Here is a 25,869-nt window from a genome sequence, read left to right on the forward strand (position 1 = left end):
CATGCGCGTGGATGGGCGGGACGTTCCCGTAACGGGAAACCTGCTTCAGCCGCTGGTGCGAAGAACCAGCGACATCATTCGGGTCGTGTCGGCGGTGGTACTGCTGGGCGTGGTCATCGCCGGTTCGCTGATCACCAGAAATCAGTGGGATGCGCTCGAGCAATCGGTATCGAACATCGTCGGCGTGCTCAGCCCCGACCAGTCCAACGCCGTCTACATCGTCTACGGCGTCGCCATCCTCGCGCTGCCCTTCGGAGTACTGATCGGCCTGATCGCCGGCCGCAAATGGAAGCTGCTCGCAGGCTACGCGGCAGCGGCCCTGGTGGCTGCCTTGGCGTTGTCGATCACCGGCACCGGAATCTCCACTCCCGCCTGGCACCTCGACGTTCCCGATCGACTCGACACCTTCCTGTCGCAGTTCCTCGACGACTCCCGCTGGATCGCCATGTTGGCCGCGGCCCTGACGGTGTCCGGCCCCGGCCTGCCCGCGCGGTGGCGTCGAGCATGGTGGACGCTGTTGCTCGCGTTCGTGCCGATCCACCTGGTCGTCTCCACAGTCGTCCCCGCCCGCTCGATGCTCGGTCTGGCCGTCGGTTGGCTTGTCGGTGCCATCATCGTGTTGCTCGTCGGCACGCCGGCTCTCGAAGTTCCCCTCGACGCGGCGGTACGTCTGTTCCGCGGTCGCGGTGTCAGCGTCGAGAGCTTCACCGTCGTCCGTCCGGGCGGGCCGGGACCGCTGGTATTGGACGCACACACCCCCGACGGCGACATGGTGGTCGAGCTGTACGGGCAGAATCAGCGTAGCGGCGGCGCACTCCGACAGTTCTGGCGATGGATCACGCGGCGCGGCAGTGAAACTGCGCCACTGCACGCGTCAATGCGCCGAGCCGTCGAGCATCGGGCCCTGATGGCTCTGGCCATCCAGCAGTTGGGCGCGGCGGGCAGTCATCCACTGGCAGTTGCGGCGCTCGATCGAGGGTGGACCCTGTATGCGCACAGCCGGCCCCTCGGTGATCCGATCGAAGCAGAGCACGACGACGCCACCCTCGTTGCTCTGTGGTCGGCTCTGAATATGCTGCACGAGAATCAGATCTCCCACGGTGACCTGCACCGGGGCGAACTCCGAATCCACGACGGCCGAGCGCTGTTCTGCGGTTTCGGCCTCGCGGAACTGGGGGCGTCCGATGCGCAGATGCAATCCGACGTGGCCCAGCTGTTACTTACCACGGCAGACCTTTTCGGCTCTCGGCGAGCGGTGTCCACCGCCCTCGATGTCCTTGGACTCGATGCCGTGGTTGCAGCATCGGGTCGATTGACCAAGTCCGCCATCCCATCTCGCGTTCGTCAATCGGTTCCCGACGCAGGCAAGACAATGAAAGCTGTGCGACTCGAGGTTCTCGACCAGACCGGTACCGCCAAGATCGAGGCCGAACAGGTCACTCGATTCACCCGAAACCAGATCATCTCGCTCGTATTGTTGATCGGGTTGGTCTACGTCGCATATCCGTTCATCAGTGCGGTTCCGGCGTTCGTCACCGAACTCGGTTCGGTCGACTGGTGGTGGGCATTGCTCGGTTTGACGGTCTCGGCTCTGACGTACATCGGTGCCGGAGCGGCGTTGTGGGCGTGCGCGTTCGGCAAGGTGAGCTTCTGGAATCTGACGGTCATGCAGGTCGCCAACACTTTCGCGGCCACGACGACTCCCGCAGGTGTCGGCGGGCTGGCTCTGAGCGTGCGGTTCCTCCAAAAAGGTGGATTGGGCACGATTCGCGCGACGGCGGCTGTGGCACTGCAACAGTCGGTCCAAGTGATCACGCACGTGAGCCTGTTGATCTTCTTCAGTGTGGTCGCCGGCACCTCGTCGGGACTGTCGAACATGGTTCCCGGCAACACGGTGCTGTATCTGATCGCAGGCGCCGCCTTCGGTGTCGTCGGGACATTCATGTTCGTACCGAAGTTGCGGCGCTGGCTGCGGGTCGCCGTCCGGCCGCAGATCAAAGAGGTCCTCACCGAACTGGGAGAGCTCGCTCGCGATCCGAAGCGCTTCTCGATCATCATCTTGGGTTGTGCGGCAACGACGTTGGGCGCGGCCCTCGCCTTGTGGGCGAGCATCGAGGCCTTCGGCGGCGGCACGACGTTCGTGACGGTGACCGTCGTGACGATGATCGGCGGAACATTGGCTTCGGCGGCACCGACGCCCGGCGGTGTGGGCGCAGTGGAAGCCGCGCTCATCGGCGGCCTCGCCGCGTTCGGCCTACCTGCCTCGATCGCCGTGCCGTCGGTATTGCTCTATCGCGTTCTGACCTGCTGGCTACCGGTGTTTCTCGGGTGGCCCACCTTGCGTTGGCTCACCAAGCACAACATGGTCTGATTCATCTTCGGAGATGCGCCGAAGCTGCGGGTGCTAGCGTTTACCCAGGGTGGGGGGCTCAGCAGAGGGAGGGCGTCGCCATTTCCGATCAGGGAGAGTTCAGCCCTACCGCCCAGGATCGGTGGGTTCGGCTGTTCATCGGCGGGATGACGCTGATGTTCGGACTGGCCGGCCTGCTGATGATCCCGACGGGACAGCTCTCCGAGTCCATGTCCATCGCTGTTCTCGTCACCTCGGCCACCACGGTGCCCGTCGCCATAGCCTGGTACATCCGACCGCGTACGTCCCCTTTTCTGTCGAAGGTCTACGTTCTGTATGCCGACATCGGCATCGTCTTGGTCCTGTTTTCCTTCCAGACCCCCTTCGACGCGATGCCGGGCTGCGCCATGTTCGCGATCGTCGCCGCATTCATCGTCGTCGCAGGCTCGTATCGTGCGATGCTGATCCACCTCGGTGTCGCCACGATCACGCTGGCGGCGCTCGGTTTCCTCAGTGTCGCCGACGGAGCCGATCCCTGGTTGGCTGCATCCCGCGCCGTCACGATCGGTTCGCTCTACGCAACTCCATTTATGGTCAAGGCCTACATCGGGCAGTTGCGACTCAGTGCGGCCCGGGCACTACGTGATCCGCTGACCGGCCTGTGGAATCGCCGCGGATTGCTGGACACCGTGGACACCCTGAGGGCCACTCGGGTCGCTCCAGCAGGTTCCACCGACGGCTCGGCAGCCGACAACGGCGAGGCACTCGGAGTCGTCGTTCTCGACATCGACCGGTTCAAGCAGATCAACGACAGGTTCGGCCACCCGTCGGGCGACGCTGTTCTCATCGAAGTTGCCCGACGCCTCACCGAGGCAGTGGGCGAGCGGTCGGTGGTCGCACGGCTGGGAGGCGACGAGTTCGTGGTCGTCGCAGCCGGAACGAGAGGCGTGATCGCCCAGTCGGACCACAGAATTCGCGCTGCTCTGGAAGAAGCGTTCGATGGACCTCCGTTCACCGCGAGTGTCGGATCCACCGTAGAGACGCTCGATGCCGACACCAACATTCACGTTCTCGTCCGACGGTTGATCGCCCTCGCCGACATCGAGATGTACCGATTCAAGTCCCGTACCTCGGGAAGCGGGCTTGCCGCTCGGGCCGAGGCGGACTCCCACGAGCAGACTCGACACAGAATCGATGCGCTCATCGCAGCGGGTGGCCCCGATATCGTCTTTCAGCCCATCTGCGAGACGGTCACCGGATCGGTCGTCGGGTTCGAGGCACTCTCGCGATTTCCCTTCGGTGGCGGGTCACCACTGTCGTGGTATCGCGACGCCATCGACTCCGGCCTCGGTCCGCGGCTCGAACGCGCCGCAATCGACCGAGCGCTCGAGGCGATGCACTCGCTGCCTGCGGATACGTTCATCTCGCTCAACGCATCCGCCGACACCATCCGCACAACCAATCTGCTCGATAGATTGCGACCACATCTCGCATCGCGAACGTTCCATCTCGAGATCACCGAACACGAACGCGTCGACGACTATCTGGCTGTCACCCGAGCGATCGAAAACCTCCGCACTGCAGGGGTGCAGATTTCCATCGATGATGTCGGAGCCGGATTCGCCGGCTTGCGCCACGTCATCGAGCTGCGACCGGACACGCTCAAAGTGGACTACGCGCTGGTCCATGGAATCGACAGCGATCCGCTCCGGCGAGCCGCGGCGGCCGCCATCATCGGCTTTGCCCGACAGATCGACGCCACCGTGATCATGGAAGGCGTCGAGACCGAGGCGGAACTACAGGTGGCGACCGAACTGGGAGCCGAAATGGTTCAGGGCTTCCTCACCGGCCGACCGAAGCCGGCGGCGGAGCACGCCGAACAAGCAGTGCGGAGGTAGCCGAACCGCTGTCGATCAGATCGACGAATCGGCCGTGAACTTGGTCAGCGACGGCGCAGCAGCGAGCAGCGGCGGCAATTCGACGATCTTGCCCGGCCCGGCACGGAACTCTCGGTACTTCGCATCGGCCTCGACCGACTCCCAGGTCTCGTAGGCGATCACATGCGCCTCGTTCTCCTCGTCGACCCACACATCGACACCGAGGCAGCCCTCGAAGGCACGGGTATCGGCGAGCACCGTCCGCAACAGTGCGCGCGCGTCGGCGAGAGACTCGGGCTTGAACGTCAGATCCAACAGTGCGATGAGAGCCATACGACAACCCTAGCCCCGCTCCACACATGCGCTGCGTCGACGCCGCGCGAGACCTACGATGCCTCATGACTACTGTGATCTCGGGTGCCTACATCGCCCCCATCATCGGTGCCGAGATCTCGAACGGCTACCTCGTTCTCGACGGCACGATGATCACCGCCATCGGATCGGGCCCGGCACCGGACATCACCGGTGCCGAGACCATCGACGCGTCCGGCTGCCTCGTCACCCCCGGCTTGGTGAACACTCACCACCACCTCTACCAGTGGGCGTCTCAGGGCCTCGCCAAGGACAACACCCTCTTCGAATGGCTTGTAGCGCTCTACAAGCCGTGGTCCAAAATGGACGCCGAGGTGGTCGGCGGAGCCGCTGCAGCCGGGCTCGGTTGGCTCGCGAAGTCGGGCTGCACCACCAGCACCGATCACCACTACATCTTCCCCAAGGGCCGAGGCGACCTGTTCGCGGCCGAGATCGACGCTGCACAACGCATCGGTGTCCGTTTCCAGCCGTGCCGCGGCTCGATGGACCGGGGCGTCTCCGACGGCGGTCTGCCACCGGACGAGGTGGTCGAATCGCTCGACGACATCCTCACCGCCACCGCCGAGGCCATCGACACCTATCACGACGCCTCGTTCGGGTCGATGCTGCGCATCGCGGTCGCACCCTGCTCTCCGTTCTCGATCAGCAAGGAATTGCTGGTCGAGTCGGCTACTCTGGCCCGCGCCAAAGGTGTTCGGCTGCATACTCATCTGGCCGAGACCCTCGACGAGGAAGAGCACTGCCTCGCCCAGATGAACTGCACCCCGGTCGAATACATGGAGCAGGTCGGCTGGCTCGGAGACGACGTGTGGTTCGCGCACGCCGTACACCTGCACGATTCCGACATCGCGAAGATGGCGGCCACCGGCACCGGTACGGCCCACTGCCCGAGTTCGAATGCTCGGCTCGGCGCGGGCATCGCCCGAATCTCCGACCTGCTCGCAGCCGGTGCACCGGTGGGCCTCGGAGTCGACGGCTCGGCCTCGGCCGAGATGGTTCCCCTGGCCGGAGAGGTACGTCAGGCGATGTACATGCAGCGCGCCAAGTACGGACCGACAGCACTGACCGCGCGTCAGGCATTGGAGATCGGAACCCTGGGCGGGGCAACGGTACTGGGGCGGCAGAGCGAGATCGGATCGCTCGAGGTCGGCAAGCTCGCGGACATCGCGATCTGGCGTACCGACGGGTTCTACTCGGCCGTGGACGACCCGGTTGTGGCGTTCGCGTACGGGCAGACGCCGCCATTGGCTCGGTTGATGGTGGGCGGTAGAACGATCGTCGAGAACGACGAGTTGACCAGCGCACCGCAGGACGAGATCGGCCGCGCCGGAGCAGACGCGCACCGTCGCCTGATGACACTCGCGCAGGACGTACTGTGAGCAGTTCAGTCCCGCAGGACTTTGGCCCCCCGCGAGAACGTCTCGACCTGCTCGGTCAACCACACGTGCGCCGGAACTGCGCCGCCGAGCAATTCGCGCGCCAGTGAGGGTGAGTCTCCGATCGGGACATCGCTGCCGGCGATGATGATGTTGCCGTAGCGCCTGCCCTTGAGCATCGCCGGATCGGCGACGATCGCCGTATGTGGAAACACGCTGCCGATGGTCGACGCCTCCTGCTTCGCGAGCGACAGATCTCGACGATCACCGCAGTTGACGACGTACATACCGCCGGGCGAGAGGACGCGTCGAACATGGGCGGTGAACTCGGCGGTGAGCAGAGGGGCCGGAGTTGTGGCTCCCGCGAACACATCTCGCACGATCAGGTCGCGACTGTTCTCGGACAGAGTTTCGGTGACCGCCCGCGCTTCCCCGACGCGGATGCGGAGCAGTGGTGCCCGCGGCAGCTCGAACCACTCGCGAACGAGCTCCGAGAGTCTGCCGTCGAGCTCCACCACAACCTGACGCGCACCGGGAAATTCCGCGGTGAACGAGCGAGCAAGTGTGCACGCCCCACCCCCGAGATGCAGGGCTCGCAGGGGGAAGCTCGAATCCCACTGCGCGCGGACGAGTCCCGAGATCCATCGCATGTACTCGAACTCGAGGACGGTGGGGTCGTTCATGTCGATGTGCGAGCTCGGAACGTCGTTGACGTTGACGACCCAGCCGTCGTCGGAGAACGAGTCTCTGACCAATTCACAGGTGCCCGAATCGATCTCGAATACTCCCGGCGTCAGGCCGCCGGCTGACTCACGCTTCCTACCCATCCTGGGCCTCGAGTCGGAAGTCCTCCAGGGCCTCGAGTCGGAAGTCCTCGAAATCGAATCCCGGCGTCACGATGCAGCTGACCAAGCTCGGCTCGTCGACCACCGGCTGCGCCCGTTGCCACACAGACGGTGGCACGATCTGCTGTGGAGATTCGGGACCGACCAGCAGCGAGGTCACCGCCCCTGGCTCGGCAGCTGCGCCGCCGAGATCGAGCTGCACCGGACTGCCCCGGTGGTACAGCCACATCTCGGTCCCGCGGACGGTGTGCCACGCGGAGCGCTGACCGGGCATGAGCAGGAACAGGATTGCCGTGCCTGCCGCGCGAGGCCCCGGGTAGCCGTCGGGCAGAGAAGCCTGCTCGATGGTGACGTCGCTACGCCAGGTCTCCCGGAACCAGCCACCCTCAGGGTGTGGTGCAAGGTCGAGGCTCAGAGCCCAGTCGGGCAGCGACGTCATGCCCGCAACCCTAATCCGTGGAGACCTGAACCCGGAATCGATCACGTTCGGTGTGCAGGCTCCAGAGCTGCTCGGCAAGAGCTTCGGGGCTCTTCTTCGGATCCTTGCCATCGATGGCACCACCGATGATCAACTGCGACACTTGGATTCCCTCGTCGGCCAACTCCTCGTTGAGCAGCTGCGCATATGCTGCCTGGCCGGCGAAAGCGATGGACGTGCCGGTGACCGCACGACCGGGCTTGACCGCAGAGCCGCCGTTGACGAACAGAATCGTGCCCTTGTTCTTGCCGAGGAACCGCATACCCGGCAGAACCTGATGGACGGCGGCGATCGGACCGTAGATGGAGAATTCGACCGGACCTACCATGTCTGCCGGGGTGGTCTCGAGGACGGGTCGCATGAAGTCCTTCTGCGGCAGCGGACTGTACTGCAGCACCTCGATGGGACCGAGTGTCTCGGTGACCTGTTCCAATGCTGCGGCGATCGAGGCCGGATCGCGCACGTCGGCGGCGAACCCCTTCGCCGATACTCCGTCGGCGGCCAGTTGATCGGCGAGTGCGTCGAGGCGGGACTGGTTGCGGGAGATGAGGCCGACCGAGTAGCCCTGGGCACCGAACTTGCGCGCCACCGCTGCTCCGAGACCTGCACCTGCTCCGACTATTGCTATGGAAGTCATGTCGTATTCAAGGACTGACGATCCTCGGCTATTCCGACGACCGCCCCGAGCAGGGCCTCCGCACTCGCGTGCAGGGCACCGACCCCTCCGGTCCAGCCGAGAATGCGCAGTGCCGCGACGGCGATCCCGGCCGCATCTGCCGTGGCGTCGCGACGGCCGTTCTCGCGATCGGCCCGCGCGTTCACCACGGTCTCGACCAGGCGGAACGGCAGGTCCTCCGTGCCCGGTCGTCGTTCGGATTCGAGCTGAACCAGTGTGTCCGACGCGATGACCGCGTAGAGCCGCATCAGCGCGTACCGATGATCCCGGAAGGTCTCGAAACGCTCGCTGCGTAGCTCGGGCAACAGGTAGAGCGCACCCAGATTCCACGTGGACGCGCCGAGTTGCTTGGCGTCGAAGTAGGCCAGTGCGTACATCTGGGTGGCGGCATCTGCCGACGAGTCGCGAATGCGCTGCGCAACAGCCAACGGAGCATCGACGGTGCCGCTGAGCAGTGCGTCGAGGATGTCGTCCTTGGTGGCGAAGTGGTGATAGAGCGAGGCCTGCCGCAGTCCGACGGCGTCGGCGATGACGCGGGTCGAGGTGTTGGTGAATCCGCGAGTGGTGAACAGCTCGGCCGAGGCGTCGAGTATCTCCTCTCGAGCGGTGTCGCCGGGCCGCTTCTTCGTACTCAGCCTCGGTCTGCCTGCGCCGGTCATGTCCCCATCTTGTCAGGTCGACGTGACGGTGAGATTTCTGTCATCTGATCGAAATAGACGAAACGAGCTTGTTTCACGACGGTCACTCGCCGGGAACGGCGGTGCCGAAAACTATCAACTGACAGAAACCCGCCTCGGCGATGCAGCGGGCGGTCACTCACCACCCACCTCGCCCGTAGGAGACTTACGTGAGCTCGACAACATTGCCGGCCCCCGGCCCCGGTTCGGAACCGGCTGGCCCATCGGACCATTCGGATCTCGCTGCCCTCGGCTACGACCAGCAGCTGCATCGCAGCCTCGGCAAGTACGCGTCGTTCGCAGCAGGCTTCTCGTTCGTCTCGATCCTCACCACCATCTTTCAACTCTTCGGCCTCGGCTTCAGCTTCGGCGGCCCGGCCTTCTTCCTCACCTGGCCACTGGTGTTTCTCGGCCAGTTCATGGTGGCGCTGAACTTCGCCGAACTCGCTGCCCGCTATCCCATCTCGGGTGCCATTTACCACTGGTCGCGGCGCATGGGCGGTGAACTGGTCGGCTGGTTCGCCGGTTGGTTCATGATCATCGCGCAGATCGTCACCGCCTCGGCGGCCGCGATCGCACTACAGGTGGTGCTGCCCAGCATTTGGGGCGGCTTCCAGATGATCGGCGAGGACACCGCGCTCACCTCCTCGAGCGGAGCGGCGAATGCCGTTGTGCTGGGGTCGATTCTGCTGGTCATCACCACCACCATCAACTGCATCGGTGTCGACTGGATGTCGCGCATCAACAGCATCGGCGTCACCTGCGAGATCGTCGGCGTCATCGCTCTGGTGCTGGTGTTCTTCACCCACGCCGAACGCGGACCGCAGGTGGTCTTCGATACCGGTAGCGCCGGAGCCGATCCCGGCTACATCGGCGCCTGGATCATCTCCGGCCTGATGGCCGCCTACGTCATGGTCGGCTTCGGCTCGGCGGGCGAACTCGCCGAGGAGACCCGCAATCCCCGACGCGTGGCACCGCGCACCATCCGACTCGCCCTCTCCGCCTCCGCACTCGGTGGCGGCCTGATGATCGTCGGCGCACTGATGGCCGCGCCCAGCCTGACCGACGGTCAGCTGGCCACACAGGGCCTGCCGTACGTCATCGACTCGATCCTCACCTCGCCGTGGGGCAAGGTTCTGCTGGTCGACGTCTCCATCGCCGTGTTCATCTGCACCCTGGCGATTCAGACCGCAGCATCTCGGTTGATGTTCTCCATGGCCCGTGACGGACGACTGCCCGCCTCGCCGGCTCTGGCGAAGGTGAACTCGCGCACCGGAACTCCCATTGCGCCCTCGGTACTCATCGGACTTGCCTGCATCGCGATCCTGGCCGTCAACGTCGGCAACTCCGCGATCTTCACCACGCTATCGAGCGTCTGCATCGTGTTGATCTATCTCGCCTACATGATGGTGACCGTCCCGCTGTTGATCCAGCGACTCAAAGGCTGGCCACACGGCGGAGTGCAGCACGATGCCGACGGCCAGAAGCTCTTCACCCTCGGCCGCCTCGGTGTACCCGTCAACATCGCGGCAGTTCTCTACGGCGCACTGATGGTGGTCAACCTGTCGTGGCCGCGAGCCGAAATCTTCGACCCCACCGGCGAGTTCCCCCTGCTGCTGTGGGCCGCGCCATTGACCGTCCTCGCAGTGATCGTCGTGGGCATCGCATGTCTTCCCCACGGCAAAGCCCACCCGAAGCCTGTCACGATCGGAGCCTGAACCACCATGAGCACAGCGACAGCAACCACGCATTCGGCCAAGGAGCACGCACGGTCGCAGGCCACCACCGCGCCTGCACCCACCGCGCCGGAGGGTGTTTCGGACCTCACCTGGGCAGAATCGGTGCCCGGCGGCAGCTACACCACCAAGGTCCTCGCCCGCGGAACACGCCTGCGGCTCATCGACGTCGACGGCAGTGCCTGCGCCAATCTGCTGCTCTATCGCGTCGACGCACCGTGGGAGCGGCTCAACACCGCAGACACCGTCAAGGTTCCGTGGCAGGCGTATCTGAGCGCAGGCCATCCCCTCCTCTCGGACCAGGGCCGCGTGTTGGCCACCATCGTCGGCGACACCTCCGGTCACCACGACGCGCTCTGCGGCACGACGTCCTCGGCGACCAATTCTGCGAAATACGGAGTCAGCGGACCACATTCGTCAGCTCCGGCAGGCCGGGAGCTGTTCACGCTGGCCGCGGCCAAGCACGGACTCGAACCGCGGGACGTAGCGCCGTCACTGTCGTTCTTCCACGGCGTCACCGTGGCAGCAGACGGTGCACTGATCAGCACCGGCTCGGCCGGACCGGGGCGCTCGGTGGATCTGCTGATCCATCTGCCGGTGATCGTGTTGCTCGCCAACACCGCTCACCCACTTGACCCCAGCACCGAGTACTCCACGACAGCACTCGACGTGTTGGCCTGGCGAGCACCCGAAGAGTTGCTCACACTCGACAACACCGAACCGGAATACCAACGCGCAGTGCAGAACACCGAGAAAGCATGGAAGGCAGCGCAATGACCGCCAGCACAGCAATCGTGAAAGACGAGATCGCCCCCGCATTCGGACCCTGGTCGGCTGTCGTCGAAGCCGGCGACATTTTGACCATCGTCGACCTGTACGGCAACCAAGCCGTCGACACCCTGCTGTACGGCGCACACGATCACTCGCTCCGGTACTCCGCAGCCGCCACCGTCACCGCGCAGCAGAACTTGTTCCTCAGCACCGGAACCGTGCTGCGCAGCGATGATTCGACACCCCTGATGACCATCGTCGAGGACGAGGTCGGCAACCACGACACCGTCGGCGGTGCCTGCTCCAAGGAATCCAACACCCTGCGTTACGGCCACCACACGCAGCATCAGCACGCTTGCGTCGAGAACTTCCTCATCGAGGGCTCGAAGTGGGGCCTCGGAAAGCGCGACCTGGCACCCAACATCAACTTCTTCATGAACGTCCCCGTCGATGCCGACGGCACCCTCGGCATCGTCGACGGCCTCTCGGCACCCGGCAAGAAGCTCTCGCTGCGCGCCGAGATCGACACCCTGGTACTGGTCTCGAACTGCCCGCAGATCAACAACCCCTGCAACGGATTCGATCCCACCGCAGTCCGCATGATCGTCACGCGAGAGTCGGCGGGGGTATGAACGCGACCAAGATGACCGTCCAGCGGCCCGGCATGATCACCACGGTCCAGGACTGGCCGGGACGCGTCGGATACTGGAAGGTGGGCGTGCCGCCGTCCGGGCCGATGGACGATCTGTCGTTTCGGCTCGGCAACACCGCGCTCGGCAATCCCGAGGGCGCACCCGGGCTCGAGTCCACCATGGCAGGACCTGCATTGACGTTCGACGCAGACACCTACGTCTGCGTCACCGGTGCCGCGGTACCGGTGACGATCGACGGACGAACCGTCCCGCAGTGGCGTCCGGTGCTGGTTCCTGCCGGCGCAACCCTGGACGTCGGTATGACAACCGGCCACGGTTTGCGGGTCTACGTGCTGGTCCAGGGGGGTCTCGAGGTCGACGACTACCTCGGCAGCGCAGCGACATTCACGCTCGGAAAATTCGGCGGACATCGCGGAGGCACCCTCGGCGAGGGCGACGTCATTGCGCTCGGCGGTCGATCGGACAACCCGGCCGTCCTCGGACCGATACCGATGGAACACCTCCCAGTGCTGACATCCACCTGGGACATCGCCGTCACCGAGGGGCCGCACGGCGCGCCGGAGTTCTTCACCCGCAACGACATCGATACCCTCTACGCCACCCGTTACGAGGTGCACTTCAACTCCGATCGCACCGGAGTCCGGCTGATCGGGCCCAAGCCGCAGTGGGCCAGGACAGACGGCGGCGAAGCCGGACTGCATCCGTCCAACATTCACGACAACGCCTACAGCGTCGGCGCATTGGACTTCACCGGCGACACCCCGATCCTGCTCGGCCCCGACGGCCCGAGTCTCGGCGGATTCGTCTGTCCCGTCACCGTGGTCGCCGCCGAACGGTGGAAGCTGGGCCAGCTCCGCCCCGGCGACACCATCCGGTTCGTTCCGGTCCGCGCTGCCTCCACCGCACCTCTGGGATCGCTCGGTCTCGCCCGGCGGGCATCACTGCCGGCGGTCTTCTCCGCCGGTGGCGACGGTGACGACGGAGTCATCGGCAGGCGTGACGCGGACACGTGCGTCACCTATCGACGTTCGGGGGACGACAACGTGCTCGTCGAGTACGGCGACATGAAACTCGACCTGACTCTGCGCGCACGAGTACACGCTCTGCATCAGCGCGTCGAGGCGCTCGCCCCGCGCGGGCTGGTGGACCTGACCCCGGGCATCCGCTCGTTGCAGGTGAAGGTCGATCCCGATGTGCTCTCGATCGAGACGTTGATGGGTCTGCTCGCCGAGGTCGAGGACGATCTGCCGGCCGCCTCGGAACTGGTGGTCCCCAGCCGCCAGGTTCGGCTGCCGCTGTCGTGGGACGACCCGTCAACCAGGGAAGCCATCCAGCGATACATGCACGGAGTCCGTGCCGACGCCCCCTGGTGCCCCTGGAACATCGAGTTCATCCGGCGCATGAACGGACTCGATTCCGTTGCAGACGTATTCGACACCGTCTTCGCCGCCGACTACATGGTGCTCGGACTGGGTGATGTCTATCTGGGCGCTCCGGTGGCGACCCCACTCGACCCACGGCACCGACTGGTGACGACGAAGTACAACCCGGCGCGCACGTGGACACCGGAGAATGCGGTCGGTATCGGCGGTGCGTACCTGTGCATCTACGGCATGGAGGGTCCGGGCGGTTACCAGTTCGTCGGCCGAACCACGCAGGTGTGGAACCACAGTGCAACCTACAGCGGCGGTCCGTTCGAGGAAGGCACCCCGTGGTTGCTGCGGTTCTTCGACCGAATCTCCTGGTACCCGGTCGAACCCGAGGAGTTGATGGATCTGCGCGCCGATCTGGCGGCCGGGCGCGGCGGTGGAGTACAGATCACCGAGGGTGAGTTCTCCCTGGCCGAGCACGAGAGTTTCCTCGAAACCAATGCCGATTCCATCGACGAGTTCCGCGCGAAGCAGGCCGTGGCCTTCGGAGCCGAGCGGGACGCATGGTCGGCAGCAGGCGAATTCGACACGACGAAAGGAAAGACCGATGCGGCCTGAGGTGCGAGAGCGAGTGTTGCAGGCATACAAGCGTATTGCCGAGGTCGACCGCCCCGAAGTGTGGATCACCCTGCGAGACGAGAACGACGTACTCGCCGAGGCCGTGTCCATCGACGAGGCGATATCGGCCGGTAGCGATCTGCCGCTCGCGGGCGTACTCGTCGCGGTCAAGGACAACATCGACGTGGCAGGTCTGCCCACCACCGCGGCCTGCCCCGAATTCGCGTACACACCCACGGTATCCGCTGTCGCCATCGAACGTCTCACGAGTCAGGGCGCACTGGTGCTCGGGAAGACCAACCTCGACCAGTTCGCCACCGGTCTGGTCGGCACCCGCAGTCCCTACGGAGCAGTGCGCTGTGCCTGGGACCCGACGCTGGTCTCGGGCGGATCCAGTTCCGGCTCCGCCGCCGCCGTGGCGCTGGGAATTGCAGACATCGGAATCGGCACCGACACCGCGGGATCCGGTCGGGTCCCGGCAGCATTCCACGGCCTGGTCGGCATCAAGACCACGCTGGGTATCGTCCCGAACACCGGAGTGGTCCCCGCCTGCGCCGACTACGACTGCGTGACCGTGCTGGCTCACGATCTCGACAGTGCAACCGCGGCAATGAAAGTCATGACCGGACCCACGGTCACCGATCCGCGCAGCCGGGCCTGGCCCGCCGACGTCCGACTGGCTGCGGCACCGCAACCGCGCGTCGCCATCCCCCGAAGCGAGGACCTCGCGTCGTTGAGCCCGGCCTACCGTCGGGCATTCGAGGACACGGTCGCAGGCCTGGCCGGCAAGGGCTTCACCCACGTCGAGGTCGATATCTCGGCGCTGCTCGATGCGGCGAAGCTACTGTACGACGGAGCCATTGTGGCGCAGCGCTATTCGGCCGTCGGTAAATTTCTCGACACAGCGCCCGCCGGGGCCGATCCCACGGTCGCAGCGATCGTCGGATCCGCGGCCGGACCGTCCGCGCACCGATACGTGGACGATCTCGATGCACTCGGGAAAGCGAAGACTACTGCCCGCGCGTTACTGAGTGACGTCGACGGCCTACTGCTACCCACCACCACCGAGCACCCGAGTATCGCTGCGGTTCAGTCGGACCCGATCGGCATCAATCGCCGGCTGGGTACGTTCACCAACTTCTGCAATCTGCTCGACATGGCGGCCGTGGCGGTTCCCGGTGCCCCGACGGCGGACAGCGCTCCGTTCGGAGTGATGTTCGTCGTGCCCGCATTCGAGGATCAGGTCGCGATCGACCTCGCTGCTCGACTGGCAGGCACACCCGCACCGTCGTTGATCGACGACGGCATCGAGGTACTGGCCGTGGGCGCGCATCTGCGCGGCTTTCCTGTGCATCACCAGTTGACCGATCGCGGTGCCCGGTTCTGCGGTGAGGTGACCACATCCTCGGACTATCGGCTGGTGGATCTGCATGCCACTCCGCCCAAGCCGGGCCTGGTGCGACAAACAGGCGGCGCGCCGATCGCCGGCGAGTTGTACCGAATGTCCGCGGCCGCTCTCGGCACCTTTCTCGCCGCATTGCCCGCACCGATGGGCCTCGGCCCGGTCGAATTGTCCGATGGTCGCTGGGTCACCGGATTCTGCTGCGCACACGACGCGGCCGAGCAGGGAACCGACATCACCGAGTACGGCGGCTGGCGCGCCTATCGATCTGCGTGAGAACGCATCACGCCGGCACAGGCCTGCCGCCGTCGGTGGCGACCCGCACGGCGAGTAGACCGAGCACGGTGCCCATGGCGTAGCGCTGCATCTTCAGCCAGGTGGGTCGGACGGCAAGGAACCTGGCGATCGATCCGGCCAGCACCACGATCGCCAGGTTGACCGTCACCGCCACCGCAATCTGCACGCTGCCGAGCACGAAGCCCTGCAACACGAGGTGTCCGGCGGCAGGGTCGACGAACTGTGGGATGACCGAGATGTACATGATCGCGATCTTCGGGTTCAGCAGGTTGGTCACCAAGCCCATGGAGAACAGTCGGCGAGTCGAATCCTGTTGCAGCTCGGCCGGTTCGAATGCCGATACGGTCCCACGCAGCGCCTGCACCGCCAACCAGGCAAGGTAGGCGGCACCGGCGAGCTTGACCGCCGTGTACAGCGCAGGAACGGCAGTGAACACCGCGGCCAAGCCCAGATTGGTGGCCGTCAGATAGATCAGGAAACCGATCGCGACGCCGGCCAGCGACACCATTCCCGCCCGTCTACCTTGCGAGATGCTGCGCGAGACGAGGTAGATCATGTTGGGACCCGGCGTCAGAACCAACGCGAGGGCTACTGCGAACACACCGACGACTGCCGCTCCAGTGACCATGGCCTTCAGCCTTGTTCAGCGAGCTTCCCCGGTCCATGGCCAGTTACCCGATGATGGCCACCACCGAGCCATATCACTGCGACGCCGTCTCACCGCGGCGATACGGCGTGGTTGCGGAACTCCCTCGGTGACCGGCCGGTCCATCGCGTGAACGCATGAGAGAAGCTCGCTACATCGCTGTAGCCGAGTTCGGTGGCAATCTCGCTTACCGTCACCGAACGGTCCAGCAGGCGCACGGTTGCACGCTCCCGCAGAAACGACTGCCGCAGTTCACGAAAAGTGATGCCCTCCGCACCGAGTTGCCGCTTGAGGGTGCTCGTGGAGACAGCCAGTTGCCGCGCACAGTGTGCACTGTTGGTGCAGTCGGCATCGGCATCGAACAGTGCACGGACCGTGTCCGTGAACGACTTGGTGCGACGCCCGTCGACGGCCTTCTTCAGCTCCGCGACCCCGAGCTGATAAGACACCGCGTCGGAGAATCGGCATGCTTCGTCGAGGACGGTCGCCGGGACGAACACGAACGGGGACGGCGCATCGAACACGAACCGTCGGGTCAGGTCCTCGTCGAGGGTGGCTCCTACCTCCGACGGCGGGATGTTCAGGTGGAGTTCGACCGCTTGCGCTGAGCTCGTGAGCATGTCGATGAGACGAAGAAGGCACGTACCGCCATAGGCGACAGCGATGCTGTCGAGTCCGTCGTCCCCGGTACGGCCGGAGAGTCCGATGGTCAGCCCACGATCGGTGTTATGGGATTGCACCGCAAGCGCTGTCGTGATCAGGGGCAGGAACGCGAGCAGATCGACGATCTCCGCTATCGAACCGGCGCTGATCGCAGGCAGGCTCAGTGGTCCCAACGACGTGGGCTGAACGTATCTGGCGAAGGTCACACCCAGCCGGAAACCCTGGGCACGGTCCAGATTCGGGTACACCTGCCTGAACCACCGCAGGGGTGCCTGACCGTCGCGGCTGATCAGCTCCGACATGCTGACATCCTCACGCACCAGAATGTCTCGGAACGCGGCCTCGGCCCGCTCACCCAGTGCGCCGCTTCCGAGCAGCTGCGCGAAGGCGAGCGGAGGCACCCCTGACTCATCGAATCTCACATGAGCCAAATTAACAACAATGCGATGCATTCGAGCCTGGTTCGGCGAACTCAGTCGGTAGAGAGTGAGATCACAGTCATCTCAGCGAGGAGCACACCATGGCGAACGTCACCTTTGTCACCCACGACGGGGAGAACCACGAGGCAACACTGATCGAGGGCACGTCCCTCATGCGTGTTGCCGTCGACAACGCTGTGCCCGGCATCGATGGCGACTGCGGCGGTGAGGCGGCCTGCGGCACCTGCCACGTCATCGTCGAGAACGGATGGACGGACGTGGTCGGCGCCAACGATGAGGTGGAGGAAGACATGCTCGCGATGAATCCCGAGCGCGAGCCCACCTCTCGTCTCTCGTGCCAGATGACGGCACGCGAGAACTGGGACGGCTTGACCGTCCGCATTCCCGAGTTCCAACTCTGAGCTGTAGAACAGGAGCCAGGACCATGAGTATTGCTGCAACGGTCTCGAACACCGCCAGATCCGTCATCCCCATCGAACTACAGATCCGGGGCGCGCACCTCTACGACAAGACCCGTCGACTGGTGACCCGGACCGATGGTCGGGTCATGTTCACCGAGACCCCCATTCCCACGGTCGATGAAGTCGATCTCGCGGACATCGATCTGAGCAACCCGTTCCTCTATCGCCAGGGTCGGTGGACCTCGTACTTTGAGCGCGTACGCAACGAGGCACCGGTACATTTCCAGCCCACCAGTCCGTTCGGGCCGTTCTGGTCGGTCACCCGCCACGCGGACATCATCGCGGTGGACAAGAACCACGCGGTGTTCTCGGCCGAACCGTTCATCGTCATCGGAGAACCTCCGCGGTTCATGGACGTCGCCATGTTCATCGCGCAGGATCCCCCTCAGCACGACACACAGCGCGCTGCAGTCCAAGGGGTAGTGGCCCCGAAGAATCTGCGCGAGATGGAGGGCCTGATTCGGTCGCGGGTTCGGGAGGTCCTCGACGACCTACCCGTGAACGAGCCTTTCGATTGGGTGCGCACCGTCTCGATGGAACTCACCGCTCGGATGCTCGCGACGCTCCTGGACTTCCCGTACGAGCAACGCCACAAGTTGGTCGAATGGTCCGACCTTGCAACGGCAATGGAACAGACCAACGGCGGCCAGTCGGACAACGACGAGGTGTTCCGCGCAATGGGCGGAGCGGCCACGAGCCTGAGCGAACTCTGGCATCGCAAGGCCGCCCGCACGGCCGCAGGCGAAGAACCCGGCTTCGACTTGATCTCGTTGCTGCAAGCCAATGACGACACCAAGGACCTCATCGAGCGGCCCCTGGAGTTCCTCGGCAACCTCCTTCTACTCATCGTCGGTGGCAATGACACCACGCGTAACTCGATGAGCGGTGGAGTGTTGGCGCTCAACAAGTTTCCCGACCAGTTCGAGAAACTGAAGGCCGATCCCGCTCTGATCCCGGGCATGGTGTCCGAGATCATCCGCTGGCAGACCCCGCTGGCCTATATGCGCAGGATCGCTAAATCCGACACCATCCTCAACGGTCAATTCATCCGCAAGGGCGACAAAGTCGTCATGTGGTACGCCTCCGGCAATCGTGACGAGCGTGTGTTCGAGCGGCCCGACGACTTCGTCATCGACCGAAAGAATGCCCGCAATCACATCGCGTTCGGGTTCGGCGTGCATCGATGCATGGGCAACAGGCTCGCCGAAATGCAGTTGCGCATTCTCTGGGAGGAATTGCTGACCCGCTTCGAGAATATCGCGGTCATCGGCGAGCCCGAGTACGTGCAGTCGAACTTCGTGCGAGGCATAACGAAGATGATGGTCACGCTCACCCCCAAGGCGCAGCCGGAGTGAGCACCGACCGTGCGGTGATCATCGGCGCCAGCCATGCCGGCGCTGCGCTGGCCGCGCACCTCCGGCGCGAGAAGTGGTCGGGGGATGTCGTCCTGATCGGCGACGAGAAAACGTTGCCCTATCAGCGGCCCCCATTGTCGAAGGCGTATCTGGCCGGCACCTCCGCCCTCGATGCTCTGGCGATCCGCGGCGCGGACTTCTACGACAAGCAGAGCATCGAGTTGGTGGACGCGGCCGTGACCGCCGTCGACCGGCAGGCGCGCACCGTGACACTCGACACCGGCGTCATGCAGTCGTACAGCACGCTTGCCTTCTGCACCGGCGCGCGGACTCGCCGATTGACCACGCCCGGAGCCGATTTGGCGGGGATCTACTACCTGCGTACCGCCGCCGACTCCGCGTCGCTCCGCTCCGCTGCGGTGCCGGGTAAGCGAGTAGTAGTCGTCGGCGGTGGGTACATCGGTCTCGAAACAGCAGCCTCGCTGAGCAAGCTGGGGTTGGAGGTGACCGTAGTCGAGGCCGCCGACCGCGTGCTGGAACGTATTACCGCACCGGTAGTCTCGGCGTTCTTCACACGGATCCACCGTGAGTCCGGCGTCGTCATCCGTACGGGGGCACTGGTCGAGGAATTCCGTGGTGACACGCAGGTGCGAGAGGTAGTACTGGCGGGCGGAGAGACGCTGCCCGCCGACCTGGTCGTCGTCGGAGTGGGCATCGTCCCCAACACCGAGCTCGCCGAAGCGGCCGGGATAACCGTCGACAACGGAATCGTCATCGACGATCGGGCTCGCACCAACGATCCCGACGTCATCGCTGCCGGCGACTGCGCCTCCTACGAGATCCCGCGATACGAGCGACGGCTCCGGCTCGAATGTGTCGCCGCCGCAAACGAACACGCGAAAGTGGCGGCGTCGACCATGGCCGGAGGATCTGCCACCATGTCTGCGCTGCCGTGGTTCTGGTCCGATCAATACGACCTCAAACTGCAGATCGCGGGACTCAACACCGGATACGACGAGGTCATCATCAATGGCGATCCCGAGCGCGACCGCGATTTCACGTGCTACTACCTGCGCGAGAGCGAACTCATCGCCGCAGACTGCGTCAACCGACCCCGCGATTTCATGACGAGCAAGAAGGCGATCGCCGAGCGCTCCCCGGTCGAACGCGCAGAATTGGGCGGGTAGAAAGCGGAACACGAGACCGCACGCCGCCGGAACCACCTGCACCACCGAGGATGCCGCCGAGCAGGTCCCCGAGCCCGCCACCCGCCCCTGCGGATCCGCCGGAACCGCCCGTGGGCTTCTTGGCCAGGTACGCCATGACGATGGGCGCAAGAATCGGCAGCACCTTCTGCACCAGTGACGCGTCCGCGCGTCCAGTGATTCCGCCGAGCGCGCAGGTGACCTGGTTATCCTTGTCACCGAATACATTCGACACGATCTTGGCACCGTCGTCGGTATCGACCTGATCGATGTCGATGCCGCCGTCCAGTAGCCCGGACGCCGAATGCTTCTGCAGAGCGTTCTCCAGCGACGCTGCGCCGGAGCTGTCCTGCGCATTGGCCTCGAGACCGATAGGGATCTGAGCAAGAAGTTCGTCGAGCGATGCGATGAGTTCCACCTCGAGAAGGGGGGGCACCCTCGGTGGGTGCCGACGCATCAGACCTCAGTTCTCCCGCACGACGAGGGCGACGCCTTCTGCGATCGCTGCCATTCCTGCCGCCGTCGGATGCAGCGGCGCGGCCGGATTCTGTGGGATGACGCCCTCGAAGTACCGCTGATCGGGAGCGACGCAGACGTCGTGGCCGACGCTCAACGGCTCGGTGTCGACGAACTCCGCGCCGTGTTCGCTTGCCTGCGCCTTCAGTGCCTCGTTCATCGCGGTGATGCTGCTCTGGATGTAGTCGGCGTCCTCGGGCAGAATCGGTTGGGTGGGGAAGCAACCACCATCGGGCAGATAGGTGCCGTACCCGACGACCAGGACCCGTGCGTCGGGCGCGCGCTCGGCCACCGCGTCGAGCATGGTTCCCCACTTCGGTGAGTTCTCCGCAATGGCGGCGGCGACGGTGTCGATACCGCCCGCGGTGAGCCGGTCTTTGCAGACGTTGGTCGCCGAGGTGCTCGCGAACGTCAGGCACTGCACGGCCGTCGAGACCAGCCCGATGTCGTTCCCACCGATCGTGACTGTCACCAGGTCGGTGTCGGCGCTGAGCGCATCGAGTTGCACGGGCACCTCTCCGCTGGATGTGCCCTGGGGAGCGGAGACGATGTTCTCGGTGACGGCCCCCGAGCAGGTGACATCGACGAACGAGGCGACCGCCGAGTTGCGCCGCGAGAACGTGTGGGTAGTTGGAATCGGACTGTTGGCATCCCGGTACGCCCACCTGGTCGGGGATGCGTGGGCCCGCCGCGGCCGAATCCCCCAGTGCGACGTAGTTCAGCGGAGCGGCAGGGGTCTGCGCGGGGGATTGTGTTGCGGAAGATTCCGACGTGCAGGCCGCGAGCACGCAGGCGGTCACCGCGAGACCGACGCAGATTCCTGGGCTTCTCACAGCTTCGACGCTACAGCTGCCGGTAACCTCGACCAGGTTGTCCAGAGAAATGCATCTACACATCGAAGGCAGGCACACTCCATGATCACCGATTTCATCAACGCGATCCTCGGCGGCTTCGGCTCCATCTCCGCAGGCAGCAGTGGCTTCGAGCTGGCACCGGGCACTCTGCCTTTCGGGCTGTAGAGACCGGCCGACCGGTCACCTCTGCGGTGCCGACGATTCGATCGGCACCGCACGGGTACACCGTAGTCATGACTACCCCGAACAACGACGACGCTGCTGCCCCCGACGCGAAGAAGGACGTTCAGTCGGACCCGGCTGCGGCCCCTGAAGGCAACGATTGGGCCAGCGAAGGCGGCGCAACCCCAGCCGGCCCCGCTACCGACGACGAGCGAACCGACAAGAATTAGCCGGTCAATCGGCGGGGAGCAACCCGCAGCGTGCGGACATCGCCTGCTGACACGATGTGCTCGACCGATTCGCCCTGGGCCGACTTGGATCCGTCGACGGCGAAGCTGACGCGAGCGTCACCAAGCCAATCGACGCCTACGACTACGCCCACGGTTCCCGTGGGAATCCCGCTGCGCCATCGCACGCGCCCAAGATTTCGAACTGTGATCACGGTCTCGCCGATCTCGAAATGCCCCATGCGCCCCCCTGGCTCGTTTCTTACCGACTAGTAGACCTCGAGTGAACGCCCTGCTCAAGCGGTAGATCCGCGCTTATCGACGAAGTCGGCGAACACCGGGGTAGCCATTGTGCGCACTAATGGGTGATTCCCCCAGTTGTGGTCGCAAAATACGTCAGACAGTATTTTCTACCTCAATAACTTGCTGTTCTCGCAACTTTTCTTGCTGCTATGCAGCCTGCGGAGTGACACTCTCTGCATGACTTCAGACACTGTTCACCACACTCCGGTCGACGCAATCGTCGTCGGCGGCGGCGTTGCCGGACTCAGCGCTGCCGTTGCCCTCGGCCGCTCTCGCCGATCCGTCGTGGTCGTCGACGCGGGTGATCCGCGAAACGCGCCCGCAGCACACTCGCACAACTACCTCACCCGCGACGGTGAGTCGCCACTCGAACTGGTCCGACTCGGCCGCGACGAGGCGCGGCACTACGGTGCGCACATCATCGACGGCACCGCTCGTTCGGCGACCCGCACCGAATCCGGTTTCGAGATATCCCTCGCCGACGGTTCCGTCGTCCAGGGCCGACGCCTTCTGGTCACCACCGGCCTCACCGATGTTCTGCCCGACATCCCAGGTCTCGCCGAACGATGGGGCCGCGACGTGCTGCACTGCCCGTACTGCCACGGCTGGGAGGTACGAGACCGCGCAATCGGAATTGTCGGCAGCGCCATGGCCCAGCACCAGGCGCAGATGTGGCGTCAGCTCACCGAACATGTCACCGTGTTCGCCCACACAGCACCGGAGTTCACCGACGAGGAGTTGCAGAGACTCGCTGCGCGCGGCATCGACGTCGTCGACGAGGAGATCGCCGGGGTCGAGGTCGACAACGACGCGATCGTCGGTGTCACGCTGTCGGACGGTCGGCAGGTTCGACTCGACGCGTTGGTCGTGGGCCCCAGCTTCACCTCCCGCGCGGACATCCTGGTCTCGCTCGGCCTCGGCACCACCGAGATGGTGCTGGACGACCACGTTCTCGGCACCTACATCGAGGCCGATCCGGTCGGCGCCACCGCTGTGCCGGGCGTCTGGGTCGCCGGCAACGTCGCAGCGCCGATGGACACCGTGGTCGCTGCGGCGGCGGCGGGGGTCAAAGCAGGTGCCGCGATCAACGGTGACCTGATCGAGGAGGACGTCCGCGCCGCCGTGGAACGAGCAAAATCCACGGCCCCCTAGGCACCCGGTGCCGCAGACCGTCCCACTTCGGGCTTCGTCACCGAATGCACTACCGAAAGACGTATATTCACCGAAGGAGGCGTCGCAAAGAGTCCGCGCGAACGCCACGGGCGAACAGGAAGTAGGTCCTTCGATGAACACGAAGGTCGCTGCTCCCTTCAACGTGCAGTCGACCCGAACAGCAGTGCTGGCCGCGGTGATCGTCGTCGCGACCATCGTCTTCCTTCTCGGCGACGCCGGAGTGCGCATGGGTGTCATGGTCACCGTCGCCGTCGGCTCCGTCCTCGCGATCAGCGGCGCCATCCGCAGATACCGGCCCGACGATTCTCGATGCTGGTGGGCCCTGTTCGGCGCCTCGGTGGTCTTCCTGTTCGGTGTCTCGCTCCGTACCGAGCCCAGCGCACTGGCACATACTTTTCCGCTGCTACCGGACCTGTTCACGCTGACCGGGTACGGCCTCGTCGGATATGCCCTGTCGCGCTGGATCCGAGATCGCAGATCGATCGACGACATCACTCCACTCGTCGATGCGGGTCTGATCTTCCTCGGCACGTTGTTCCTGTCGTGGTTGCTGTTCATCTCCCCGGCCCTCGAGTCACCGCGCTCGTCGGCATCGACGGTGGTCAACGGTGTCTATCCAGCAATCGACGCAGCGCTGATCACCCTGACCACCTATCTGTTGTTCTCGTCCAAACCCCGTACAGCTGCGCTGCAATGGGCCCTGCTCGCTCTGGTCGCGGTACTCGTCGGCGACGTCTCGTACGCCTTGGCCACCACGACCGGCGACACACCGTCGTCGGGACTGCTCGACGCCATCTACCTCTTCGCCTATCTCTCCCTGGCCATGGCGGCGCTCGATCCATCGATGCGCACCCTGTCCGAGCCGCAGACCCCTGCGCCCGCCCACAGCAACCGTCGGGTCGTGTTCGTGGTGATGCTGTTGGTCGTGTGCGCCACCGTGCCGCTGCTGGGTTCGGCAGTCTCCAGTGGCGACCTGGTCGTTCGTTCGCTGTTGCTCGCCTCGATCCTGGTGGGCGCATTCCTTCGTGGCGAGCGCGCACTGACCCGAGTCCAGACCGGCAAGGAGCACGCCAAGTACCTGGCCGCTCACGATCTGTTGACCGGCCTACCGAACCGAACGATGCTCGACCAGGAATTCGCTCGGCACGAGCGCTCGCAGACTCCCGAACGCACCTGTGTTCTGTTCGTCGATCTCGACAATTTCAAGATGGTCAACGATTCGTACGGCCACCGCGTCGGTGACGAGCTCATCATCGCCGCAGCTCGACGTATCCGCGCCTCCGTTGCTGCCGCAGACTCCGTGATTCGGTACGCAGGCGACGAATTCGTCGTGTTGACCCGGCGCGATCGCCTGGGAGCAGAAGCGATGGCCCGCCGCATCATCGATCGAATGAACGAGCCGTTTCCGCTCAGTGCCGCGACGGCGTACGTCACCGCCTCGGTCGGCATCGCCGATGCAGACCGGTTGCACGATGCCATTCGCGAGGCGGATACCGCGATGTATCACGCGAAGTCTCTCGGCGCAGCGCGCTATGCGTTCTTCGACGAATCCTTGCGAGCTCGCGCAACGTCGGCGATCGAGACCGCGACCGCACTACGCGGGGCGATACGACGTGGAGAGCTCGAGGTGTACTACCAGCCGATCGTCGACACCGCCTCGCGTACCACCGTCGTCTACGAGGCACTCGTCCGCTGGAATCGGCACGGCAGAGTGCGTACCCCCAACGACTTCATCCCGATCGCCGAATCGACCAATCTCATCAAGGAGATCGGCGAATGGGTGCTGCACACCGCCATTCTGGATCTGGTGACGCTGCGCGCGAACGGGCAGAACGTCACGATGTCGGTGAACGTGTCCCCGATGCAGTTGCGCGACGATTCGCTGCCGGTCATCGTGGGACGACTGCTCGAGCTGTACGGCGTCCGTGGCTCGGATCTGGCGCTCGAGATCACCGAGAGCGTCTTGATCGACGACATGGGCACTGCGAAGAGCATTCTCGATCGACTCGCCGCGATGGGGGTACTCATCGTGCTCGACGACTTCGGCATCGGCTACTCCTCACTGAACAGGTTGCGCGCGATGCCCATCGCGCTACTGAAGATCGACAAGTCGTTCGTCCACGAGATCGGGCGTTCCGAGTCCGACACCCAGCTGATTCGCGCGATCGTCGCCATGGCATCGGCGCTGCCGGTTGCCACGGTGGCCGAGGGTGTCGAGACCGAAGAGCAGGCCGCCATCATCGAGGCGCTCGACTGCCGTTTCGCGCAGGGCTTTCTGTTCGGTAGGCCCGCACCCATCGCACATTGGCTCCTCGAATCGGCCGAACGACGGTGATCTCGGTGTTAGCGTCTGGCGGTGTCTGCAA

At 64.7% G+C, this 25,869-nt stretch carries 25 protein-coding genes; 15 read left to right on the top strand and 10 right to left on the bottom strand.

All coding sequences use genetic code 11. From position 1 onward, the window contains the following. Position 1: 1 nt before the first annotated feature. Positions 2 to 2,371 (top strand): lysylphosphatidylglycerol synthase transmembrane domain-containing protein, encoded by a 2,370-nt coding sequence (locus RHODMAR_RS03175; RefSeq protein WP_008711223.1) that lies wholly within the window; start codon positions 2 to 4, stop codon positions 2,369 to 2,371. A 146-nt stretch (positions 2,372 to 2,517) separates the two neighbouring features. Then, the gene (locus RHODMAR_RS03180) at positions 2,518 to 4,248 is read left to right on the top strand and encodes an EAL domain-containing protein (protein ID WP_008711225.1); all 1,731 of its coding nucleotides are present in this window, start codon (positions 2,518 to 2,520) and stop codon (positions 4,246 to 4,248) included. Between the two features lie 15 nt (positions 4,249 to 4,263). On the opposite strand, the gene RHODMAR_RS03185 is transcribed toward RHODMAR_RS03180, so the two are convergent. Beyond that, a complete protein-coding gene (locus RHODMAR_RS03185; protein WP_008711226.1) occupies positions 4,264 to 4,560 on the bottom strand; it encodes a putative quinol monooxygenase in 297 nt (98 codons plus the stop codon). A 65-nt stretch (positions 4,561 to 4,625) separates the two neighbouring features. On the opposite strand from RHODMAR_RS03185, the gene RHODMAR_RS03190 reads away from it, so the two are divergent. Then, positions 4,626 to 5,978: an 8-oxoguanine deaminase gene (locus RHODMAR_RS03190; protein ID WP_008711228.1), complete on the top strand. Its 1,353-nt coding sequence runs from the start codon at positions 4,626 to 4,628 to the stop codon at positions 5,976 to 5,978. A gap of 5 nt (positions 5,979 to 5,983) precedes the next feature. On the opposite strand, the gene RHODMAR_RS03195 is transcribed toward RHODMAR_RS03190, so the two are convergent. From RHODMAR_RS03195 to RHODMAR_RS03210, 4 genes are read right to left on the bottom strand one after another with little or no spacing between them, the layout of a single operon-like run. Further along, positions 5,984 to 6,802 (bottom strand): spermidine synthase, encoded by an 819-nt coding sequence (locus RHODMAR_RS03195; RefSeq protein ID WP_008711230.1) that lies wholly within the window; start codon positions 6,800 to 6,802, stop codon positions 5,984 to 5,986. Further along, positions 6,795 to 7,259 (bottom strand): cupin domain-containing protein, encoded by a 465-nt coding sequence (locus tag RHODMAR_RS03200; RefSeq protein ID WP_008711232.1) that lies wholly within the window; start codon positions 7,257 to 7,259, stop codon positions 6,795 to 6,797. Before RHODMAR_RS03200 ends, RHODMAR_RS03195 begins: the two co-directional genes overlap by 8 nt. Before the next feature lie 10 nt (positions 7,260 to 7,269). Beyond that, positions 7,270 to 7,935: an SDR family NAD(P)-dependent oxidoreductase gene (locus tag RHODMAR_RS03205; protein WP_008711234.1), complete on the bottom strand. Its 666-nt coding sequence runs from the start codon at positions 7,933 to 7,935 to the stop codon at positions 7,270 to 7,272. After that, positions 7,932 to 8,633, bottom strand: coding sequence for a TetR/AcrR family transcriptional regulator (locus tag RHODMAR_RS03210; RefSeq protein ID WP_008711237.1), 702 nt, complete (start codon positions 8,631 to 8,633; stop codon positions 7,932 to 7,934). Before RHODMAR_RS03210 ends, RHODMAR_RS03205 begins: the two co-directional genes overlap by 4 nt. A 188-nt stretch (positions 8,634 to 8,821) precedes the next feature. On the opposite strand from RHODMAR_RS03210, the gene RHODMAR_RS03215 reads away from it, so the two are divergent. The 5 genes from RHODMAR_RS03215 to atzF are packed head-to-tail and all read left to right on the top strand — an operon-like array spanning position 8,822 to position 15,477. Next, positions 8,822 to 10,369 carry an amino acid permease gene (locus RHODMAR_RS03215; RefSeq protein WP_008711238.1) on the top strand — a complete coding sequence of 516 codons (1,548 nt, stop codon included), beginning with the start codon at positions 8,822 to 8,824 and terminating at the stop codon, positions 10,367 to 10,369. Between the two features lie 6 nt (positions 10,370 to 10,375). Continuing rightward, positions 10,376 to 11,164: an urea amidolyase associated protein UAAP1 gene (locus RHODMAR_RS03220; protein WP_008711240.1), complete on the top strand. Its 789-nt coding sequence runs from the start codon at positions 10,376 to 10,378 to the stop codon at positions 11,162 to 11,164. Next, entirely contained in the window at positions 11,161 to 11,790 is a 630-nt protein-coding gene (locus RHODMAR_RS03225) for an urea amidolyase associated protein UAAP2 (RefSeq protein ID WP_051047743.1), read from the top strand. Before RHODMAR_RS03220 ends, RHODMAR_RS03225 begins: the two co-directional genes overlap by 4 nt. After that, complete coding sequence (locus RHODMAR_RS03230; protein WP_008711244.1) at positions 11,787 to 13,799, top strand: 5-oxoprolinase/urea amidolyase family protein; 2,013 nt, start codon at positions 11,787 to 11,789, stop codon at positions 13,797 to 13,799. Before RHODMAR_RS03225 ends, RHODMAR_RS03230 begins: the two co-directional genes overlap by 4 nt. Further along, the gene (gene atzF / locus RHODMAR_RS03235; RefSeq protein WP_008711245.1) at positions 13,789 to 15,477 is read left to right on the top strand and encodes an allophanate hydrolase; all 1,689 of its coding nucleotides are present in this window, start codon (positions 13,789 to 13,791) and stop codon (positions 15,475 to 15,477) included. The genes RHODMAR_RS03230 and atzF overlap by 11 nt, the downstream gene beginning before the upstream one ends. Before the next feature lie 7 nt (positions 15,478 to 15,484). On the opposite strand, the gene RHODMAR_RS03240 is transcribed toward atzF, so the two are convergent. Beyond that, the gene (locus tag RHODMAR_RS03240) at positions 15,485 to 16,126 is read right to left on the bottom strand and encodes a LysE family translocator (protein WP_008711247.1); all 642 of its coding nucleotides are present in this window, start codon (positions 16,124 to 16,126) and stop codon (positions 15,485 to 15,487) included. A gap of 89 nt (positions 16,127 to 16,215) precedes the next feature. Further along, positions 16,216 to 17,229 (bottom strand): helix-turn-helix domain-containing protein, encoded by a 1,014-nt coding sequence (locus RHODMAR_RS03245; protein ID WP_042937789.1) that lies wholly within the window; start codon positions 17,227 to 17,229, stop codon positions 16,216 to 16,218. A gap of 98 nt (positions 17,230 to 17,327) precedes the next feature. Here RHODMAR_RS03245 and RHODMAR_RS03250 point away from each other — a divergent pair, with 98 nt between their 5' ends. The 3 genes from RHODMAR_RS03250 to RHODMAR_RS03260 are packed head-to-tail and all read left to right on the top strand — an operon-like array spanning position 17,328 to position 20,250. Then, the gene (locus tag RHODMAR_RS03250) at positions 17,328 to 17,648 is read left to right on the top strand and encodes a 2Fe-2S iron-sulfur cluster-binding protein (protein WP_008711250.1); all 321 of its coding nucleotides are present in this window, start codon (positions 17,328 to 17,330) and stop codon (positions 17,646 to 17,648) included. Between the two features lie 23 nt (positions 17,649 to 17,671). After that, entirely contained in the window at positions 17,672 to 19,063 is a 1,392-nt protein-coding gene (locus RHODMAR_RS03255; RefSeq protein ID WP_008711253.1) for a cytochrome P450, read from the top strand. Further along, complete coding sequence (locus RHODMAR_RS03260; protein ID WP_008711254.1) at positions 19,060 to 20,250, top strand: NAD(P)/FAD-dependent oxidoreductase; 1,191 nt, start codon at positions 19,060 to 19,062, stop codon at positions 20,248 to 20,250. The genes RHODMAR_RS03255 and RHODMAR_RS03260 overlap by 4 nt, the downstream gene beginning before the upstream one ends. Here RHODMAR_RS03260 and RHODMAR_RS03265 read toward each other — a convergent pair. After that, a complete protein-coding gene (locus RHODMAR_RS03265) occupies positions 20,186 to 20,677 on the bottom strand; it encodes a DUF937 domain-containing protein (RefSeq protein ID WP_442970020.1) in 492 nt (163 codons plus the stop codon). The genes RHODMAR_RS03260 and RHODMAR_RS03265 overlap by 65 nt on opposite strands. 54 nt (positions 20,678 to 20,731) lie before the next feature. Beyond that, the gene (locus RHODMAR_RS28880) at positions 20,732 to 21,421 is read right to left on the bottom strand and encodes an SGNH/GDSL hydrolase family protein (protein ID WP_332307743.1); all 690 of its coding nucleotides are present in this window, start codon (positions 21,419 to 21,421) and stop codon (positions 20,732 to 20,734) included. Between RHODMAR_RS28880 and RHODMAR_RS28885 the strand changes: the two genes are divergently transcribed. Together RHODMAR_RS28885 and RHODMAR_RS28600 are read left to right on the top strand one after the other, a co-directional pair. Next, the gene (locus RHODMAR_RS28885) at positions 21,333 to 21,803 is read left to right on the top strand and encodes a hypothetical protein (RefSeq protein WP_232433562.1); all 471 of its coding nucleotides are present in this window, start codon (positions 21,333 to 21,335) and stop codon (positions 21,801 to 21,803) included. The genes RHODMAR_RS28880 and RHODMAR_RS28885 overlap by 89 nt on opposite strands. A 68-nt stretch (positions 21,804 to 21,871) precedes the next feature. Further along, the gene (locus RHODMAR_RS28600; protein ID WP_198289387.1) at positions 21,872 to 22,030 is read left to right on the top strand and encodes a hypothetical protein; all 159 of its coding nucleotides are present in this window, start codon (positions 21,872 to 21,874) and stop codon (positions 22,028 to 22,030) included. On the opposite strand, the gene RHODMAR_RS03280 is transcribed toward RHODMAR_RS28600, so the two are convergent. After that, positions 22,027 to 22,269: a hypothetical protein gene (locus tag RHODMAR_RS03280; protein ID WP_232433563.1), complete on the bottom strand. Its 243-nt coding sequence runs from the start codon at positions 22,267 to 22,269 to the stop codon at positions 22,027 to 22,029. The genes RHODMAR_RS28600 and RHODMAR_RS03280 overlap by 4 nt on opposite strands. 238 nt (positions 22,270 to 22,507) lie before the next feature. Here RHODMAR_RS03280 and RHODMAR_RS03285 point away from each other — a divergent pair, with 238 nt between their 5' ends. Together RHODMAR_RS03285 and RHODMAR_RS03290 are read left to right on the top strand one after the other, a co-directional pair. Then, positions 22,508 to 23,482 (top strand): NAD(P)/FAD-dependent oxidoreductase, encoded by a 975-nt coding sequence (locus RHODMAR_RS03285; RefSeq protein WP_042937793.1) that lies wholly within the window; start codon positions 22,508 to 22,510, stop codon positions 23,480 to 23,482. 133 nt (positions 23,483 to 23,615) lie between these two features. Beyond that, complete coding sequence (locus RHODMAR_RS03290) at positions 23,616 to 25,838, top strand: putative bifunctional diguanylate cyclase/phosphodiesterase (RefSeq protein WP_008711260.1); 2,223 nt, start codon at positions 23,616 to 23,618, stop codon at positions 25,836 to 25,838. The last annotated feature ends 31 nt before the right edge of the window (positions 25,839 to 25,869 follow it).

It is taken from the genome of Rhodococcus sp. AW25M09 (genome assembly GCF_000333955.1).
Lineage (GTDB): Bacteria > Actinomycetota > Actinomycetes > Mycobacteriales > Mycobacteriaceae > Rhodococcoides.